We start from the raw sequence: 15,476 nt of genomic DNA, 5'->3' as shown, positions 1-15,476 counted from the left end.
GCTTCGTTTTGCTAAAACTGACCATTGAATAACGTCAGCAATTCGACTTGTGGTTTGGATGATTTTGGTTGTAATCTGGTTTTGAACGTGGATAATCTTCGGTCATCTTTGATCGCTATCCGTAAAAAGCGACTAGAATAATAACAAAGGTTCAACATGAGTAAGGTTATGGTTATGAGTGCAGTAATGTTAGCGCTCAGCAATAATGCCAGCGCATCGCTGCTAGAAGCAGCTCAATCTACAATCTCTTTACGCACGCAGTGTGTGAGTTCGCATGCGGCTACCTCAATTTTTTTAAATTCTGTTGAAGCAACCATTTCTCAAATCAACAAAGAGATTATGACTTGGCGTGAGACGTATCGAGAAATCGATGAGTCCTCATCTCCAGAGTTGTATTTTGATGACGTAAATACAGCGAAGTTGTTAGATGCCGATACATTCGTTCGAGCGTCTGAAGAGATGTTACGCATACAAGTTACAGATTTGTTTGCTGACAACGCAACTCAGTTACCTGATGATATTATCGCAGGGCTCAGAAGACTACGAGTGACTGTAGCTAAGCTGAGAATGGCGATTGGTAACGTACTTAGCATTGAAGCCCAGCTACGACCAGCTAAGTCTACAGACGAAGCAAAAGTCTCAAATGAGTTTTTAACTGCGCTTAAAACAGCTACGAGCAACACATACTATCACTAAGGAAAGGAATAGGGGTTAATGCATCAAATCAGCTTTTCTCCAAGGTTTGAAAAAGAAGTTGAATCCCTAGGCCACAGCCTCGATGTTGTTAAAGTCCATCTCGAACTACACCTCGATGCTATCGGTACTGGTGAAATGCCAGTACCATACTTAGGTAAAACGGACTCATTTCACTTCCCTCAAGCAGTTGTTGATGCCGATCTTTCAAAGATTCATGTATTCGACCCAACCTGCACAAATTTCACGAAAGCTGATCAAGACTCTTGGAAAAGAGCTACCAATCTACGTGGAAGAACGAGCGACACTTACCTTGTATACACGAAAGACTATTTTAATGAGCACCACTGCTATTTTGTTGGGATGATTTCCCCTGCACATACAAAATGTGACGTTAGAAAGTCTGGCATGAGTTGGTTTGGCCCATTGGTTGATGAGGCCAACAAGTTTAACGGGATTCAATAAAAAAAACTTGCCGCTCTAACTCCTTGTTGGGGCTATTTCAGCAAAAAGTCCAATGTGTGTTGTCAGCCATTTATTTATAAGGACTGAAAGCTGTGATCTATTGCTTATAGCGTCAAGGTTGCTTGGTGTTCACGCACGAGACTGTCTTTGTCACTCATTTCTGGTATTTCCCCTTTTATCATTTAGATATCTCGTCCATCTCTATATCTTGAGATATCGCCGACTCGTCGAGCTCTTGATGCGTGCGCTCTTGATGATCATTGTCTGATTTGAGCTTTTCTGACTCCTTGCTGGCTAATGCTTTGACTGTCTCACTTCGTTGTGCTTGTTGGATTTGGTCGGTTTCCAGCTTCATCTCTTCTGGCGTTTCAAATTGCTTGGCTTGGATTTCTGTGAGTGCGTTACGCTCTTCTTCATTGAGGAGCATACCCGGGGCGACACACTCAAAGTAAATCGCTTTTTGATACGCTTTGGTCATGGCGGGCGATGGGGTGTAAGCACGTTTTATAAAGGCCGGTGTCACATCTCGCATCTTATCAAAGTGCAAATCCAGTTGAGTGATGAAGCTGCTTCCTGGTACGCGAAGGTAACATTGCAAATCATCCATGGCTTGGATTTCACTGCTAGAGATAACCGGTCTTGTCACCGTCTGGTGGCCAATCGATACCCCATCACGCAGTGCATTTGCACCGTAAGAAATGTGCTCTCTTGAGACGTCCACCTCTTGCTCACCCAAATCTTTGGATGAGATTTGTGCCATCTGCGCTGATGGTGCGCGAAAGTAAAAGCGAGAGTTGAGTAAATCAAAAATGACGTCCGCGGTATTTTTGCCGTAGGTTTTCACGAGCTGCGCATATGATTGGAGACCAATCACATAACAGCCCCCAAACTTACGCACTTCTGAAATGATGTTATCAAGCTCAGGTAATTTATGTAGACTCGGCATCTCATCCATAATCACCCAGATACGGCGGTCTTCATCGGCTTTGAGTCCCAAGATAGCGTTAGAGGCAATGGCAAGCCAAGTCGAAATCAAAGGACGCAGAGAGGCGTGTTGCTGCGCGTTACTGGATAAGAATAAAAAGCCTTTTTGTTTATCATCTTGTACCCAATCGGTGATGGAAAACGGCTTGCGTTTGGGTTGGCCTTTATCGCCTTTTTCATCCAGTCCATCTAAAAAGCGTAGGCTCTTAATGTAAGTGGCCAACACGGACTTAATCGAGATGGCGGTCTTTTTGATGTCCTTGGAGACTAAGGATGCCGACTCCGTACCTTGTAGGAAATTACCCAACGCTTCGAGCTCTGAGGTTAAAATCAGGCTAAGCAGCCTTGCGGTCGAGCAGGGCTTGTCATCTTGGCTCATGCGATACGCCGCACTTGAAAAGATAGTCCGGGCGGAATCGACCCAGAATGGGTCACCTTCGCCATGCTGCGGGATAAGGGCGCTGGCGATATTTTCAAAGTCAGGGGCTTCTTTTGCATCGCACCACACATCCCAATTGGCGCAGCGTTCATCGAAGGGGTTGAGTAAGGTGTCTTGGCTAGGGTCAAAGAACTTACTGGTAAAGGTGCAGCCTTTATCATAAATAATTGCTTTATCCCCACGTTTGCGTATCCAGCGCAGCAGTTTCCGCAGCATGACGGATTTACCGGCCCCTGTGGTGCCGTCAATCAGCATGTGCTGCACTTCAAACTCACGTTTAAATAAGGCCAGCCCATCCACTTTGAAATCAGAAATTCGTCCGTTGCCTACACCCTGTTTCTTGAGTTTCTTTGCCCGTTTTTTCAAATCATTTGTGAGCACTTTGGGTTCGGCGTATTGAAAGCCTCGAACGTGGAAATCTTCACTTTGCTTTTCGCCTTGTCGTTTAAAGAAACTCATGGCGAGCATCAAAATAGCGAAGGCAATACCGATGGCAATTAAGAAGTTGATTTGTATTTGGTGTATCACGTTATCGTAGAGGTCGATGAGTTGGGTGTTTTCCAGTTGGGAGGCGAGCGTATCAACGTAGCGTTTCCCGCTCCAGAACGTCGTGACTTCGCTGTTAAGATTGTGCCCAAAGCTGGCATAGATATGATTGCGCCAGTAGTAGAACACAGACCAAAAGGCGTTATCGGGCGCGCGTAGCCAGGTAAGAACGCCAGTGAGCGCTATCACCGACCAAATGGCGGCGTAGACTAAGGTATTGTTGACTTGAAAGAACATCCGAATGGAGTGAAAAGTAATTTGTCCGCCACGGGTAAAGTGGTTGCCGGACGCGCGTTTAGGTCTAGGCATCATGGTTCCTTGAGAGTGAAATGGAGTACTTTTTTAGATAATTACCTGCGTATGCAGATGAGCTGGCCAACAATTGAACGGTTGTTGGCTAATGGTATTGCGGTGTAGGGCTCTGATATGAAAAAAATTTACGCATGCCGAAGGTAAGTCACGGATGTTCACCTCTCCGACGGGGTGGGGGGCTAGAGCCCCGACATGCTGGCAAAACTTGGGTGGTTTATTTCCTTGCGCTGATAATCCTCACGGTCTCGAACGTGGTCAGCGTTATGCTCGAAACCTTCAAAGCAATCCTGATTACTCTTTTTAAGAAGAAAAGCGAAATTGGTCTCTGTGTAATAGAGATGGTGAGCTTTATGTTGATGATGGGCATCACCGGACAGGGATTGGTCGAGTGTTTTTAGAAACGAATGGCTTTGAGCTTATGATTAAAAATGTCCTCGTTGCTTATTGCGCTGGACAGTTATCCATCGTATTCGTATTTTCCCGCGTCGGCTGATTTCAAGGCGATTTCATGGTAAATTTGTCAGAATGATAACGTTCCTTAATGACCTTCAACTTCTATGAATGACCAACTAACCCCAATCAACAAAGACCATTTAAAAAAACTTATCCGAGCAGAACTGGAACCGACATGGTTTGATAAACAATCAGTTAGCCCTGATATGTCTTGGGTGACTCCTGCTGTGTTTGAAATATTGTTTACTGAGTTGATAACTCATACGCGCGGTAATCAGTCTAAGGCTGCTAGGGTTTTAGGGATTAACAGAGGTAATTTCACCAAAAAGTTAAATCAGATCACAACTCGTGAATTTGGATAGGATGAGAGCTTATAAGTAGGTATCCGCCTATTGGTACCCTAACGAGGGTGCAGAGATTAACCAACCCCCATGACCTCTCAAGAAATCAATGGCAGTTGCTCTAATTTTCGCTTCAAGGAGCACTGGCGGTAATCTACTCCAATTGCAAAGTAACCATCATTGGGCTCTTTTAGAAGTCAACGAATATACCCGCCTCTTAGTGTCGCGATAAGTTTTATAATTGGCGCTTTTTACTTCAATTTGAAAACAATTATCGGCATTTTTAGGTGATCTCGATCTATTTGGTACCATGAGCATAAACTCAACCGACGAAGGTTTTAGACAGGTTACGCCCCAACTTTGTGGATAACTGCTTTAATTTGTTATAAAAAAATAATGTTAGGTTGGAATTTAACGAAGCAAGCAAAACGGAAGGCCAAATTAACCATGGAAAAGATAATTCACTACGATATTCTCAAGGTTAAAGTTAGAAGCGATAAAGAAAGCACTCGACTGACCAGCCAATGGGATCAGGTTCTACAAATCTGTCGTGACAAACCAATCGGAGAGATCGCGAGAGCAAGATTAGCGTTTAACCTTGTCGATTACATCACAAGTGAAGATCTACCTTTTCGCTTATTCATCACACGCGCACCACAAGCTATGGCCACCATAGGCGAGGAAACACGAGTGTATAAAGAGCATCGAGTTATTAATGGTAAACAAAGCGGAATGATTTACGCCAAAAGCGAACAAATGTTACCAAGAGAAATCCACTATACGAATGAGTTTGTGGCAACCCGCTACGTTGCTGGGACAAAAACACCACTCTCTGCCACCTCCCTCGTTGATTGCCTCAAGGCTGGAGATGTCATAACACCACTCGATGGCATCTTGTTTTTAGGCTGTAAACGAATCGCCAGTGATATAGCACGTCTTAAAAAATCGAACCCACCATGAACATCGAAATGAAACGTATCGAAGTATCAGACAACTTCACAGGCACAACAAGAAAGATGGCAAGTTACGAATGAATAACGAGGCGTAAACGATTGCCGCATGCTTTAACATGACAGATATAACTGAAACTAATCTTCGGACAATTCCGAGTTATGAATCATAGAACACTCTGACCTTTCGAATTACTTCTAATATTATAATCATTCAGCTAGCCTACATCTGGCTGACCAATTTCTCTCATACACTACATATTGAAGTACTATGATTAAAGATAGTTAAGCATGCGTTGATAGACCTTGAACTAGGCCGCCTACGAGCACTAAGTCCAACGATAATGTGACACTCTCTTTCTTTCGAATATTTCGAATATTTCGAATGTTGACTTTTTTCGAATATTTCGGATAATGTCATGGTGAGAAGATTTGTATACCATGACATCAGAAACTCAAAACTAGAGAGAAACACGATGAATACTGCTACAAAATTGCCAAGCGCTGAAGAAATGGCACTGGCTAAGCTTGGTAGCCAAGAGTTGTCAGCCGTTATAGAAATTAATGGTGAAGCTCAAAGGATTAACGTTGTCGATAAGTCTGGTAAGACTCACGAAGTAACTATTCCAGCAAGCGCATTAAATATGATGATCGAGATGCTTACTCAATTAGGTCAAGGCAACTCTGTTAGCATCACACCTATTCATGCGGAACTCACAACGCAAGAAGGTGCTGATATGCTAAACATGTCTCGTCCTACTTTCATTAAGCTTCTTGATTCAGGTGATATTCCGTTTAGCCGTACTGGCAACCGTAGAAAGGTAGCTTATACTGATCTTATGGAGTACAAGAACTGCCTAGAAGAGAACAGACTAGCTGCTCTTGCTGAACTATCTGCATTAGACCAAGAAATGGATATGGGATATTAATGGCGTCATATACGGTAATTCTAGACGCATGTGTAATGTACCCAGCTCCACTCCGAAGCTACCTAATGTACTTGGCCAATACTGGCCTGTTTAGAGCGCGATGGACAGAACAGATACATGATGAATGGACTCGAAATCTACTGAAAAATAGGCCAGAGCTAAATGCAGAACAACTGCAAAGAACTCGACAGTTAATGAACGCAAATGTTCCAGACTGCTTGATTGAAGGGTATGAGTCTTTAATTGATGGCCTTACTTTACCCGATGTTGATGATAGACATGTTGTAGCTGCCGCCATTAAAGGTCAGGCTGAGTCTATCATTACGTTCAACCTAAAAGACTTTCCTTCTTGCGAACTCGAGCCTTTAGGTCTAACAGCAATACATCCAGACGAGTTCCTGTGCGATATGTTCGAATTGGACAGTAGCGCATGCGTTAAGGCTGCTCAGCAACAAAGAGCTTCATTAAAAAGGCCACCAATGAGCCAAATTCAGCCTGTGAAGGTTTTTGGACAAATTATTCGTTAGATCAAATGCTCTAATTATTTCGCTGCTATCATGTAGCGATCACACGTCAGATGAATAAAAACCCAACCTCATCGAATATTTAGTCAGCCTAGGTGGTAGTTAACTTATACAATCTATTAATTTAATGGTTCCAATCCTTGCTGCGCACTCGGCCCGTTTGATAGTAATTCGAAACCAGATCAATAAAGTCTTTAAAGTCTGCGTTCTCTTCAACAATTCGGTTAACAGATTGCCAGTCAATCTCAGGGCGTTTTTTAGCTGGCAGCAGTAATTCACTTTCAGACGGATTGTTTACAGAAAGTAGAATGACACCTATGCCATGCAGAGCGCTTAGCATACGGAGTTCTTGCTCAACACGACTATCAGCAATCGACGTTGCCACTAAGTAGCCCTCGCTAGCCCATGACGAGTTGCTGACCGCTTGGAAGAAACACTTACGCACGTTGCCCATCGTTAGGGTTTTCTTAACTTCAAATGACCATAGGCGAACGCTTTGACCACCACCTTGAAGTACACAACTTTTAACGTATTGATGCCATTTTTGAGCAACGGGTTCCATCGCGACAATATCGGGATGCAACCACTGATTGCCACCGCTGCCTAAATTATTCTTTGACCGCTTTTCATCGATTCGTAGGCAGTAAAGTTGATGCTCTGACTTTAGGTAATCCATTAAGATCGGATATAAATCATGCTCACTCAACGTATTGTTTATCGGCGCTTCGTCTGATGATTCTTCTTCGGGTAGAGGTTCATCATTCGCCAACAACGTGCCATCATCAAACCAGTAAACTCTAGGACGTGGTTTGTCTTGCCACTTAATTTTATCTGATTGATTTAGAATACCTTGTTTCTGAGCGCCGATTTCAGCGACAACTTGCGAAATGAAATCTTGCTCTGTCTCAAACCGAGGGTTAGCTCTTTTCTCCGCATAATCTTCTGGATAACGCGTAGTGATCGCTTCAGCAATTGCTTTTGCGGTATATCGTAGATTTGGGTTATCTTGCAGGAAGAGTGCTATCTTCTTTGATTGCGATAATTTACTCATTATTGTTCTTCTTATTCATTCAAATACAACTCCGCCATGCCATCGAGCTTACTTTTAACTTCTTTCCAATGCGGCATAACACTGGTCAGCAAGCGCCAGAACTTCTCACTGTGGTTATGCTCTGCGATGTGGCAAAGCTCATGCAGAATCACGTAATCAATACACTCTTTAGGTGCTTTGATGAGATGAGGGTTCAGCATCAAGCTACCTTTGGCCGAGCAACTTCCCCATTGTTTTGTCATGGGCAGTACACGAAAGCTTGGGATACCATCAACCCATGTTGCCTGTGGTAGTAACTCAGACAAGCGTTCATGAAAAATGCGTTCCGCACGAACTTTGTACCAGTTACGAACCAAGGCTTTGACCATGGCCAATTTGTCATCGTTAAATTGGGTCAAGGTAACAAGTAGCTTACCGCGAGTCATTTTAACTGTTGGCAGTGCATCTGCATCTTCAACAACTTTCAATACATAACGACGACCAAGGTAGAACTGCATTTCACCGCTGACGTAGTGTTTAGGTTGAACGTACTCGAGATGGCCCCGAAATTCTTTCAGCGCATCGTAAACCCACGAGGCACGCTTCATTACGGCTTGGTGGATGTCTGCTCGTTCAGCGTCTTCTGGAGACGTAACGATGACCTCACAATCAGGGTGAACCTTAATCGTGATTTTCCGTTTTTTGCCTTCGACTACTATTTTGCGAACTACTTCATAGCTCACAGCTTCATCTCCATAGATGAAGCTGTACTCCTCTTTATAACCTTCTTTCGAGCTTACCGATGCCATTAATGATGACCTGCTACACCGAGGCGAGTGATCTGAATAATGTCAGCAATTACGACCTTAGCTGTATCCATTCCGATGGCTTTAAAGAGAACAGGTAATAGTTTACGACGAATTTGGTTTTCAATTTCTTGTGGGTTAATTGAGAACTCGGCAACGGAAGCCGTGACGACTTCATCGATTTGCATCGCATAGTCAAATCGTTCATCTTCACTCAAGCTATTGCCTTCATCCAAATGCTTTAGAAATAGACCAAAGTAAGCTTGTACATGGCGCTTAATCTTAGGATCGAGTTCTGAGAAGCGATCCGTCGGCATGCCTTTCACATCGCGTTCTTTTACTTGTTCTTCAAAATCAGCAAATAGCAGGTATTGCTTTACAGGCGCATCGAACATCTCCTTTGCCTGCTGAATCGCTTGCTTAAGCAGTTTCGAGAAGTATTCTTGCGCATAAGGGTCATCGGCAAGGTCTTGTTCGATCATTTTAGTGACACGACCAGTGATCTTATCTTTTTGGTTGCGAGCTTCATCGTCGGTGAGTTGGTCAGGCTTAACATCCTTACCCATATTCCCAACTAGATAAGCACCTTTCGACTCTTCAATTTCAACACCTGCAATATGCTTATCCAACATGGTACGGATATTTTCAGCGTACTCATCGTAATCAATAGTCTCTTCGGCATCTTCACGAACTTGCTTACGCAATTCAGCCATGGACTTGAGTGTCTTCTTGTAAAGTTCGCGCTTGTCATCAAAACTCTTATCTTCGAAGTAAGTGGCGGATTGCAGTGCCACTTTTAAACAATTTGAAAAAGCAGTGAGCGTAGAGTAGAAGTCATCACGTTTTTTCTGGTTGGTATCGGTAAGTTGCCCATCAATGGTATCAATTTTCGGAGCGAGCACTTGGCGTAGTGCTGGGCCATCTTGTTTGTTGGGTACTTCGGCAAAAATCGCCCACAGCTCACTGTATAAACCGGGTAGTTTTTTGTATTCCGTATCCATACGATTATAAAGACCTTTTAAGTCTTCAATATCAAAACCACCTTGGGTACGCTCTGCAAGATCTTGATAGTCGGCAATGGTGGCATCCAGCTCTTTCAAAATGCCACGGTAGTCGATGAGGTAACCGAACTCTTTCTTCTGATGCAAACGGTTTACTCGAGCAATGGCTTGGATCAGGTTGTGTTGCTTAAGTGGCTTGTCGATATAAAGCACGGTGTTCTTTGGCTCATCAAAGCCTGTCAATAGCTTATCAACCACGATCATGATGTCTGGACCGTCTTCCTTACCGAACTCTTCTATAATATGTTTGGTATAAGCTTTCTCATCTTGACCAAAATCAGAGCTGAGGACATTCTCTTTCCACCAATTCTGAACGATATCCGTGCTTTCCCCATCAACTGTATCGTGCCCCTCACGCGTATCAGGCGAAGACATAGCAACAACCGAGGTTACCTTACCTATTTTATCGAGAAGCTTCTTATATTGGATTGCAGATGCTTTAGAGTCACAAGCAAGCTGACCTTTTAAGCCCTGACGCTTAAAGTTTTGGAAATGATCCGAAATATCATGAGCAATAAGCTCGATTCTCCCCTCGGTTTGATAGATCTGACCTTTCTGAGCGAACTTCCTCTTCAAGTCGGTGCGCTGCTTTTCGGTGAGCTTATCGGTGATTCGATCAAACCACGCATCTAACGCTTTATCGTTGGTGCTCAGATCTGGTACGCGCTCTTCATACAACAACGGAGTGACTGTTTTGTCTTCCACAGCTTGCTGCATCGTGTATGAGTGGATAATCTTGCCAAATTTACTTTCAGTCTTGTCGTCTTGTAACAGCGGTGTACCTGTAAATCCGATATATGCGGCTTTCGGTAGAGCTTGCTGCATACGAATATTGTTCTCACCGTTTTGGCTGCGGTGGCCTTCATCGACTAGAACAATCATATCTGGGCTATCGTTGTAACATTCTTCCAACTCAATCGCTGTACCAAATTTATTGATAATGGAGAAGATAATGCGCTCATTACCTTTACCGATTTGCTCGGCAAGACGTCGCCCTGTTGTTGCCATCGAGGCTTTACGATCTTTTTCTGATAGCGCACCACCAGAGGCAAAGGTACTCGCTAGTTGGTCTTCTAAATCAACACGGTCGGTTACGACCACTACTCGACATTTAGCCAGCTCTTTAATCCATATGAGTGCTTTGGATAAGAACACCATGGTAAATGACTTACCTGAACCTGTGGTATGCCATATCACACCGCCATTACGTGCGCCTTTCTCATCAAAAGAGGTGACTCGTTCAATCAAGGCTTTGATGCCGAATACTTGCTGATAACGGGCAACAATCTTGCCTGCTTTCTTATCAAACAAGGTGAAGAGCTGAGTCATTTCCAGTAGTCGGTCATGACGCAGTAGTGAAACCAATAAGCGGTCTTGGTCTGTTACTGCTAACTCACTGCCAGCAATCAGCGATAAATATTCATTACGTACTTTAGCTGGGCGATGACCAAAGATTCTATCTAGGCTGTTTTGCTCAAGAGGTTTGTTTTTTAAGCGCTCAAAAGTGGCTTCGGTGATCTCTTCTTCTTTCCACTTTGCCCAGAACTTACTTGGCGTACCGCACGTTCCGTATAAGCCCTCGTGACTATTTACCGACAGTAATAGTTGGCTATAAGCAAACAAATGTGGAATCTCATCCACCTTTTGATTACGAATGTTTTGAGAAATACCCTCGGCTACGGTCGGCTTACCTCCGTGGGACGAATCAGGACGTTTAGCTTCAATCACTACCCAAGGTAAGCCATTTACAAAGCAAACAATGTCTGGAATTCGGTTAGCAGTACCATGAGTATTTTCAACGACAAGCTCTTCGGTGAAGTGAAACTGGTTATTGTTAGGCGTTTGCCAGTCAATTACATTAATGGTTGGGTTGGCTTTCTTACCATCAACAAACTCGGTCACACCAATGCCGTAGGTCAGTGCGTTATAGAGTTTTTCATTAGCCGCTTTCAGCCCTTCATTTATGGCTGGGTTCGCTAACTCGTGGACAATCTTGTCGATAGCCGCTTCTGATAACGGGTGATATTTCCCCATGAATGAGTAGGTTTTGTGTTTCAGAACATCACGTAAAACGTCAGGTAAAATCACCGTGGAGAGATTGCCACGCTTAACAACGCATTCGTTCGGTGGAATGAATTGATAACCAAGGTTGGTCAGCAAGGTTAGCGCTGGGATTTTCGCGCTTTGCTCTTCACGGAAGTTGGGTAAGTTGCCTGACATTGTTGTCCTTTATTTATCGTTTCGTTTTTGTTTTTATGATTTTAATGTTGTTTGCGTTTCTTAGCTTGATTGAAGTCGATGACGTTATTTGGTAACACTTCATTGAACGTGTCAGGGGCAATCTCTTCGTTGTACTTGTTGATCGCTTGGTTCAGTTCAGCATTCATTTCGTCAAAGTAGCCGTCATCTGGAATACCGCGCTTAACCATTTCTGCGTGCATCGTCTGTCGGCGCAGAGACCCAAATAACTGACGTATCAGCTTATCCTCACTGTCGCCTAACTCGCTATAAGTCTGCATCCAATCAATAAACATCTCTTCATCAGGGTGAAAGTGCTCTTTCTTCTGTTTAGTCGAGCGAATCAAGCCATTGATCCACTCGTCAAAACTCGCCGACTCTTCATGCCCATCAGGTAGAGAGCCAACTTGGTAAACTCGGTCTTCAAATTGCCACGCAACATCATTAATGTGGCTTTGCACACTACGGTCGCCGCGTTGACAAAAGAAAGGCTTAGGATGAAGGTTGATGTACTCATTAAACATCTCTTCAAAGCTCTCTTCATCGCACATCTCGAACTCTTCACCAAAAAACTGCATGTTGTTAAACAGTCTTTCAAGTAGCTGATTAGTGAACTCGAGCCAATCCCCTTTTTGAATGCCAACAAACACCATGGAATAGCGAGTTTCAACGTGCATAGCAATCAGTACTTTCTTGCGTTGAACGTTTACCGCATGAACCAGCCAAGCACTCATCGGTGGTGTCGGGGTATTCGACACATTCACAGCTTCAGAACCACTGATAGAATCCGTCGGTGGTGCTTCCAATGGAGAGATTTTTTTGCCATTGCGCTTTACGGTGAAAAAGTCCGCAGCGGCTTTAGTACAGTTGAAAACTAACATTGAGTATTACCAAGTTTTGGTTGTGGCGATAATGTGTGACGCATTGCGTCACACATTAGTTGAGAGTTAAGATATGCTTTACGCTGCAACTTCTTCATCCACTTTGACGCGGCGCTTACCCGTCAATAACTGCTGCATCAATGCCTTTTTCTCTTGCTTAAAGTGAGCAAGCTTGGCTTCCAGTACTGCGATTTCTTTATCGGCAGCAGTGAGGACAGAGACGATTTTTTGTTGCTCCAAAAGACTAGGCAATTGAATTTTAATCAATAGCATATCTTTCTTATTAAGTTTTGCTCTCGTACCGCCATTGATGAATGCCATGATATTTTTGTGCACGAGAGAAAAGTAGAGCCACTCATTCGTCACTTTGTCGAGCGCCTTAATAATATGAGCATGGTTATTAACCCAGCATTTTCCGTAGGATATGTTAGCAATAGGCCTACTTGCATACTCATCAAAGTAACCACCATCTTCTGCTAGCAAGACAATTGGCTCGTCAAATATGTATTCGTTGATGTAGTCAACAATGCCGTTAGCACCCCAATATGGGTATTGGCCTTGCATATCTGAGCGCTGTTCGCCATTCAATGGCACTCTTTTGTTGTCGAGGCATTGAGCTACTTCATCCAACTTAACCTCCTCCCACTCACCGTCAAACGCCTCACCCGTTTCCGGGTTAACTAAACGCTTCTTACCCGTCAAAAGCTGCTGCATCAGGGATTTTTTCTGCTGCTTGCTGGTTTCAATCAGCTTTTCTGTGGTGCTAATCGCTTTGTCCCATGTTGAGAGGATTTTGGCGATTTTGCGTTGCTCTGGGAGTGGGGGGAGCACCATTGGAATTGAACGAATTGTGGGCAGGTTTAAACCAGCTTTTGCTCCAGAGTCATTTAGGCGATTAATCTTATGATTCATCGCATGAGATGAAAGCAGATAAGCGATGTACTTTGAATCTGCACTTTCTTTCTTAATTCTAACAAGAGCAGTATGCTGGTTAATGTAAGCTTCTCCTAGCTCTGGAGGCACCCATCCTATCTTACCAAGCTCTGCTGTTATTGATATTAATAGGTCACCCTCTTTAAGTGACGTGCGCTTACCATCTGATGAATTGCTATGTACATTTACATACTTCAAATCATCTAATTTTAGGTAGATACCACCTCTAGGTAAGTTAGTCATTCTGATGAATTTGCTGCCCGACTCAGAATAGTATTGTGCCCAGTCACGTGATCCACTCGTGACCGTTTCTGCAATTTTGTTTAACCGAGTTGACTCCCAACCATTAGGCACCATAACCCAACTCCTCTAGGTAATCTGCCATTTCTGCTTCTAGCTCAGCTAGTTCATTTTGCAGAGCTAAACGTTCAGTACGAACAGCAACTAGGTCGATTTCCTCTTCTTCCTCAAATGTATCCACATAGCGAGGAATATTGAGGTTGTAGTCGTTCTCGGCAATCTCTTCGAGCGAGGCTAGGTATGAGTATTTGTCTGTAGTTTCACGCGCCTTGTAGGTATCAACAACCTTTTGGATATTTTCAGGTGTAAGTTGGTTCTGGTTCTTACCAGATTTGAACTCACGAGAGGCATCAATAAACAGCACCTTGTTATCATCTTTCTGCTTTTTGAACAGCAGAATTGCCGCTGGAATACCTGTCCCAAAGAACAGTTTTTCGGGAAGGCCAATCACGGTATCTAGCAGGTTATCATCAATAAGCTGCTGACGGATTTTACCTTCACTTGATGCACGGAATAGCACGCCATGAGGCACAACCACACCCATACGGCCTGTTTGTGGCTTCAAAGTTTCAATCATGTGTGAGATGAACGCGTAATCACCTTTGGTCTTTGGTGGAATACCACGGCGGAAGCGACCAAAGTGATCGTTACCAGCATCTTCAAAGCCCCATTTATCTAACGAGAATGGAGGGTTGGCTGTTACTACGTCAAAGTGCAGCAGGCCGCCTTCTTTGTCTTGTAGTTTGGGATTGCGAATTGTATCGCCCCATTCAATACGGTGGTTGTCTTCACCGTGTAGGAACATGTTCATCTTCGCCAGTGACCACGTTGAACCAATCGCTTCTTGTCCAAATAGAGCGTACTGCTTAGAACCAGCAAAGTTGTTTTGAACTTGCTTACCACACTTCATCAGTAGTGAGCCTGAACCACAGGCAGGGTCACAAATGCTGTCGCCTTGTTGTGGCTCTAGAATGATAGAAAGCAGATCCGACACCTCTGGCGGGGTATAGAATTCACCTGCCGATTTACCGCTACCTGCCGCGAAGTGTTTAATCAAGTATTCGTAAGCGTTACCGATCACATCCAGTGAACCAACACGGCTTGGGCGCAGGTTTAGTGTGTCTTTACCGAAGTCTTCTAGTAGGTGACGCAGGATGTCGTTCTTTTGCTTTTCATCACCCAGCTTGTCAGTGTTAAAGCTGATGTCTTGGAATACGTTCTTTAGCTTTGTGCCGTTCGCTTCTTCAATCGCATGTAGTACTTGGTCGATACGTGAGCCGTTCCCTGCTTCGTGGCGAGCCTCATATAAGTCCCAGAACGTTGCACCGGTTGGGATTTGGAATGATTGAGTCCCCATCATCTCTGCGATCAGCTCTGGTTCATCACCGTACTCAGCTTTCAGTTCATCGTATTTGTCTTGGTGAACATCTGAGATGTATTTCAAGAACAGCATGGTTAATATGAAGTCTTTGTAGATAGAAGGGTCTACCGTGCCTCGGAAGGTATCACAGGCCGCCCATACGGCTTTATTGACTTGTTCTTGGTATAGCGGATCTTGATTGATTTTAGTGTGTGGCATGAGTGGTTCTCA

Annotated in this window: 13 protein-coding genes; 6 read left to right on the top strand and 7 right to left on the bottom strand. The window is 43.9% G+C overall.

Translation table 11 applies throughout. The features are described 5' to 3' along the window. The first annotated feature begins 174 nt into the window (after positions 1-174). Together H5300_RS06695 and H5300_RS06690 are read left to right on the top strand one after the other, a co-directional pair. A complete protein-coding gene (locus H5300_RS06695) occupies positions 175-696 on the top strand; it encodes a hypothetical protein (RefSeq protein WP_182795690.1) in 522 nt (173 codons plus the stop codon). An 18-nt stretch (positions 697-714) separates the two neighbouring features. Continuing rightward, a complete protein-coding gene (locus tag H5300_RS06690) occupies positions 715-1,158 on the top strand; it encodes a type II toxin-antitoxin system YafO family toxin (protein WP_182795689.1) in 444 nt (147 codons plus the stop codon). A gap of 178 nt (positions 1,159-1,336) precedes the next feature. Here H5300_RS06690 and traD read toward each other — a convergent pair whose 3' ends face one another. After that, positions 1,337-3,436 carry a type IV conjugative transfer system coupling protein TraD gene (gene traD, locus H5300_RS06685; RefSeq protein ID WP_182795688.1) on the bottom strand — a complete coding sequence of 700 codons (2,100 nt, stop codon included), beginning with the start codon at positions 3,434-3,436 and terminating at the stop codon, positions 1,337-1,339. A gap of 560 nt (positions 3,437-3,996) precedes the next feature. On the opposite strand from traD, the gene H5300_RS06680 reads away from it, so the two are divergent. From H5300_RS06680 to H5300_RS06665, 4 genes are all read left to right on the top strand, one after another. Next, on the top strand, positions 3,997-4,254 hold the full coding sequence (locus H5300_RS06680) for a helix-turn-helix domain-containing protein (protein WP_016800114.1): 258 nt from the start codon (positions 3,997-3,999) through the stop codon (positions 4,252-4,254). Positions 4,255-4,680: 426 nt separating this feature from the next. Next, positions 4,681-5,193, top strand: coding sequence for a hypothetical protein (locus tag H5300_RS06675; protein ID WP_259397606.1), 513 nt, complete (start codon positions 4,681-4,683; stop codon positions 5,191-5,193). 466 nt (positions 5,194-5,659) lie between these two features. Continuing rightward, positions 5,660-6,112 carry a helix-turn-helix domain-containing protein gene (locus H5300_RS06670; protein WP_048667525.1) on the top strand — a complete coding sequence of 151 codons (453 nt, stop codon included), beginning with the start codon at positions 5,660-5,662 and terminating at the stop codon, positions 6,110-6,112. After that, a complete protein-coding gene (locus H5300_RS06665) occupies positions 6,112-6,639 on the top strand; it encodes a PIN domain-containing protein (RefSeq protein ID WP_182795687.1) in 528 nt (175 codons plus the stop codon). Before H5300_RS06670 ends, H5300_RS06665 begins: the two co-directional genes overlap by 1 nt. Positions 6,640-6,760: 121 nt before the next feature. Here H5300_RS06665 and H5300_RS06660 read toward each other — a convergent pair whose 3' ends face one another. The 6 genes from H5300_RS06660 to H5300_RS06635 form a co-directional block, all read right to left on the bottom strand. Beyond that, positions 6,761-7,687 (bottom strand): COG2958 family protein, encoded by a 927-nt coding sequence (locus H5300_RS06660; RefSeq protein WP_182795686.1) that lies wholly within the window; start codon positions 7,685-7,687, stop codon positions 6,761-6,763. A gap of 11 nt (positions 7,688-7,698) precedes the next feature. Next, positions 7,699-8,475 carry a M48 family metallopeptidase gene (locus tag H5300_RS06655; RefSeq protein ID WP_182795685.1) on the bottom strand — a complete coding sequence of 259 codons (777 nt, stop codon included), beginning with the start codon at positions 8,473-8,475 and terminating at the stop codon, positions 7,699-7,701. Then, on the bottom strand, positions 8,475-11,753 hold the full coding sequence (locus H5300_RS06650) for a type I restriction endonuclease subunit R (RefSeq protein WP_182795684.1): 3,279 nt from the start codon (positions 11,751-11,753) through the stop codon (positions 8,475-8,477). Before H5300_RS06650 ends, H5300_RS06655 begins: the two co-directional genes overlap by 1 nt. 41 nt (positions 11,754-11,794) lie before the next feature. Continuing rightward, positions 11,795-12,652: a DUF6933 domain-containing protein gene (locus H5300_RS06645; RefSeq protein WP_182795683.1), complete on the bottom strand. Its 858-nt coding sequence runs from the start codon at positions 12,650-12,652 to the stop codon at positions 11,795-11,797. A 78-nt stretch (positions 12,653-12,730) separates the two neighbouring features. Continuing rightward, positions 12,731-13,942: a restriction endonuclease subunit S gene (locus H5300_RS06640; protein WP_182795682.1), complete on the bottom strand. Its 1,212-nt coding sequence runs from the start codon at positions 13,940-13,942 to the stop codon at positions 12,731-12,733. Continuing rightward, positions 13,932-15,464, bottom strand: a complete 1,533-nt coding sequence (locus tag H5300_RS06635; RefSeq protein WP_182795681.1) for a type I restriction-modification system subunit M — start codon at positions 15,462-15,464, stop codon at positions 13,932-13,934. The genes H5300_RS06640 and H5300_RS06635 overlap by 11 nt, the downstream gene beginning before the upstream one ends. Positions 15,465-15,476: the final 12 nt, after the last annotated feature.

Origin of the sequence: Vibrio sp. SG41-7, from assembly GCF_014164465.1 — a bacterium.
Taxonomy (GTDB): Bacteria; Pseudomonadota; Gammaproteobacteria; order Enterobacterales; family Vibrionaceae; genus Vibrio; species Vibrio splendidus.
This window is presented reverse-complemented; position numbering and strand designations above follow the sequence as displayed.

What these genes read in the sequence shown, in the direction of transcription:
- H5300_RS06670 (WP_048667525.1), top strand. Translation starts at nt 5,660, where the DNA reads ATGAATACTGCTACAAAATTGCCAAGCGCTGAAGAAATGGCACTGGCT.
- H5300_RS06640 (WP_182795682.1), bottom strand. Translation starts at nt 13,942, where the DNA reads ATGGTGCCTAATGGTTGGGAGTCAACTCGGTTAAACAAAATTGCAGAA.
- H5300_RS06650 (WP_182795684.1), bottom strand. Translation starts at nt 11,753, where the DNA reads ATGTCAGGCAACTTACCCAACTTCCGTGAAGAGCAAAGCGCGAAAATC.
- H5300_RS06690 (WP_182795689.1), top strand. Translation starts at nt 715, where the DNA reads ATGCATCAAATCAGCTTTTCTCCAAGGTTTGAAAAAGAAGTTGAATCC.
- H5300_RS06675 (WP_259397606.1), top strand. Translation starts at nt 4,681, where the DNA reads ATGGAAAAGATAATTCACTACGATATTCTCAAGGTTAAAGTTAGAAGC.
- H5300_RS06660 (WP_182795686.1), bottom strand. Translation starts at nt 7,687, where the DNA reads ATGAGTAAATTATCGCAATCAAAGAAGATAGCACTCTTCCTGCAAGAT.
- traD (WP_182795688.1), bottom strand. Translation starts at nt 3,436, where the DNA reads ATGCCTAGACCTAAACGCGCGTCCGGCAACCACTTTACCCGTGGCGGA.
- H5300_RS06655 (WP_182795685.1), bottom strand. Translation starts at nt 8,475, where the DNA reads ATGGCATCGGTAAGCTCGAAAGAAGGTTATAAAGAGGAGTACAGCTTC.
- H5300_RS06635 (WP_182795681.1), bottom strand. Translation starts at nt 15,464, where the DNA reads ATGCCACACACTAAAATCAATCAAGATCCGCTATACCAAGAACAAGTC.
- H5300_RS06680 (WP_016800114.1), top strand. Translation starts at nt 3,997, where the DNA reads ATGAATGACCAACTAACCCCAATCAACAAAGACCATTTAAAAAAACTT.
- H5300_RS06645 (WP_182795683.1), bottom strand. Translation starts at nt 12,652, where the DNA reads ATGTTAGTTTTCAACTGTACTAAAGCCGCTGCGGACTTTTTCACCGTA.
- H5300_RS06665 (WP_182795687.1), top strand. Translation starts at nt 6,112, where the DNA reads ATGGCGTCATATACGGTAATTCTAGACGCATGTGTAATGTACCCAGCT.
- H5300_RS06695 (WP_182795690.1), top strand. Translation starts at nt 175, where the DNA reads ATGAGTGCAGTAATGTTAGCGCTCAGCAATAATGCCAGCGCATCGCTG.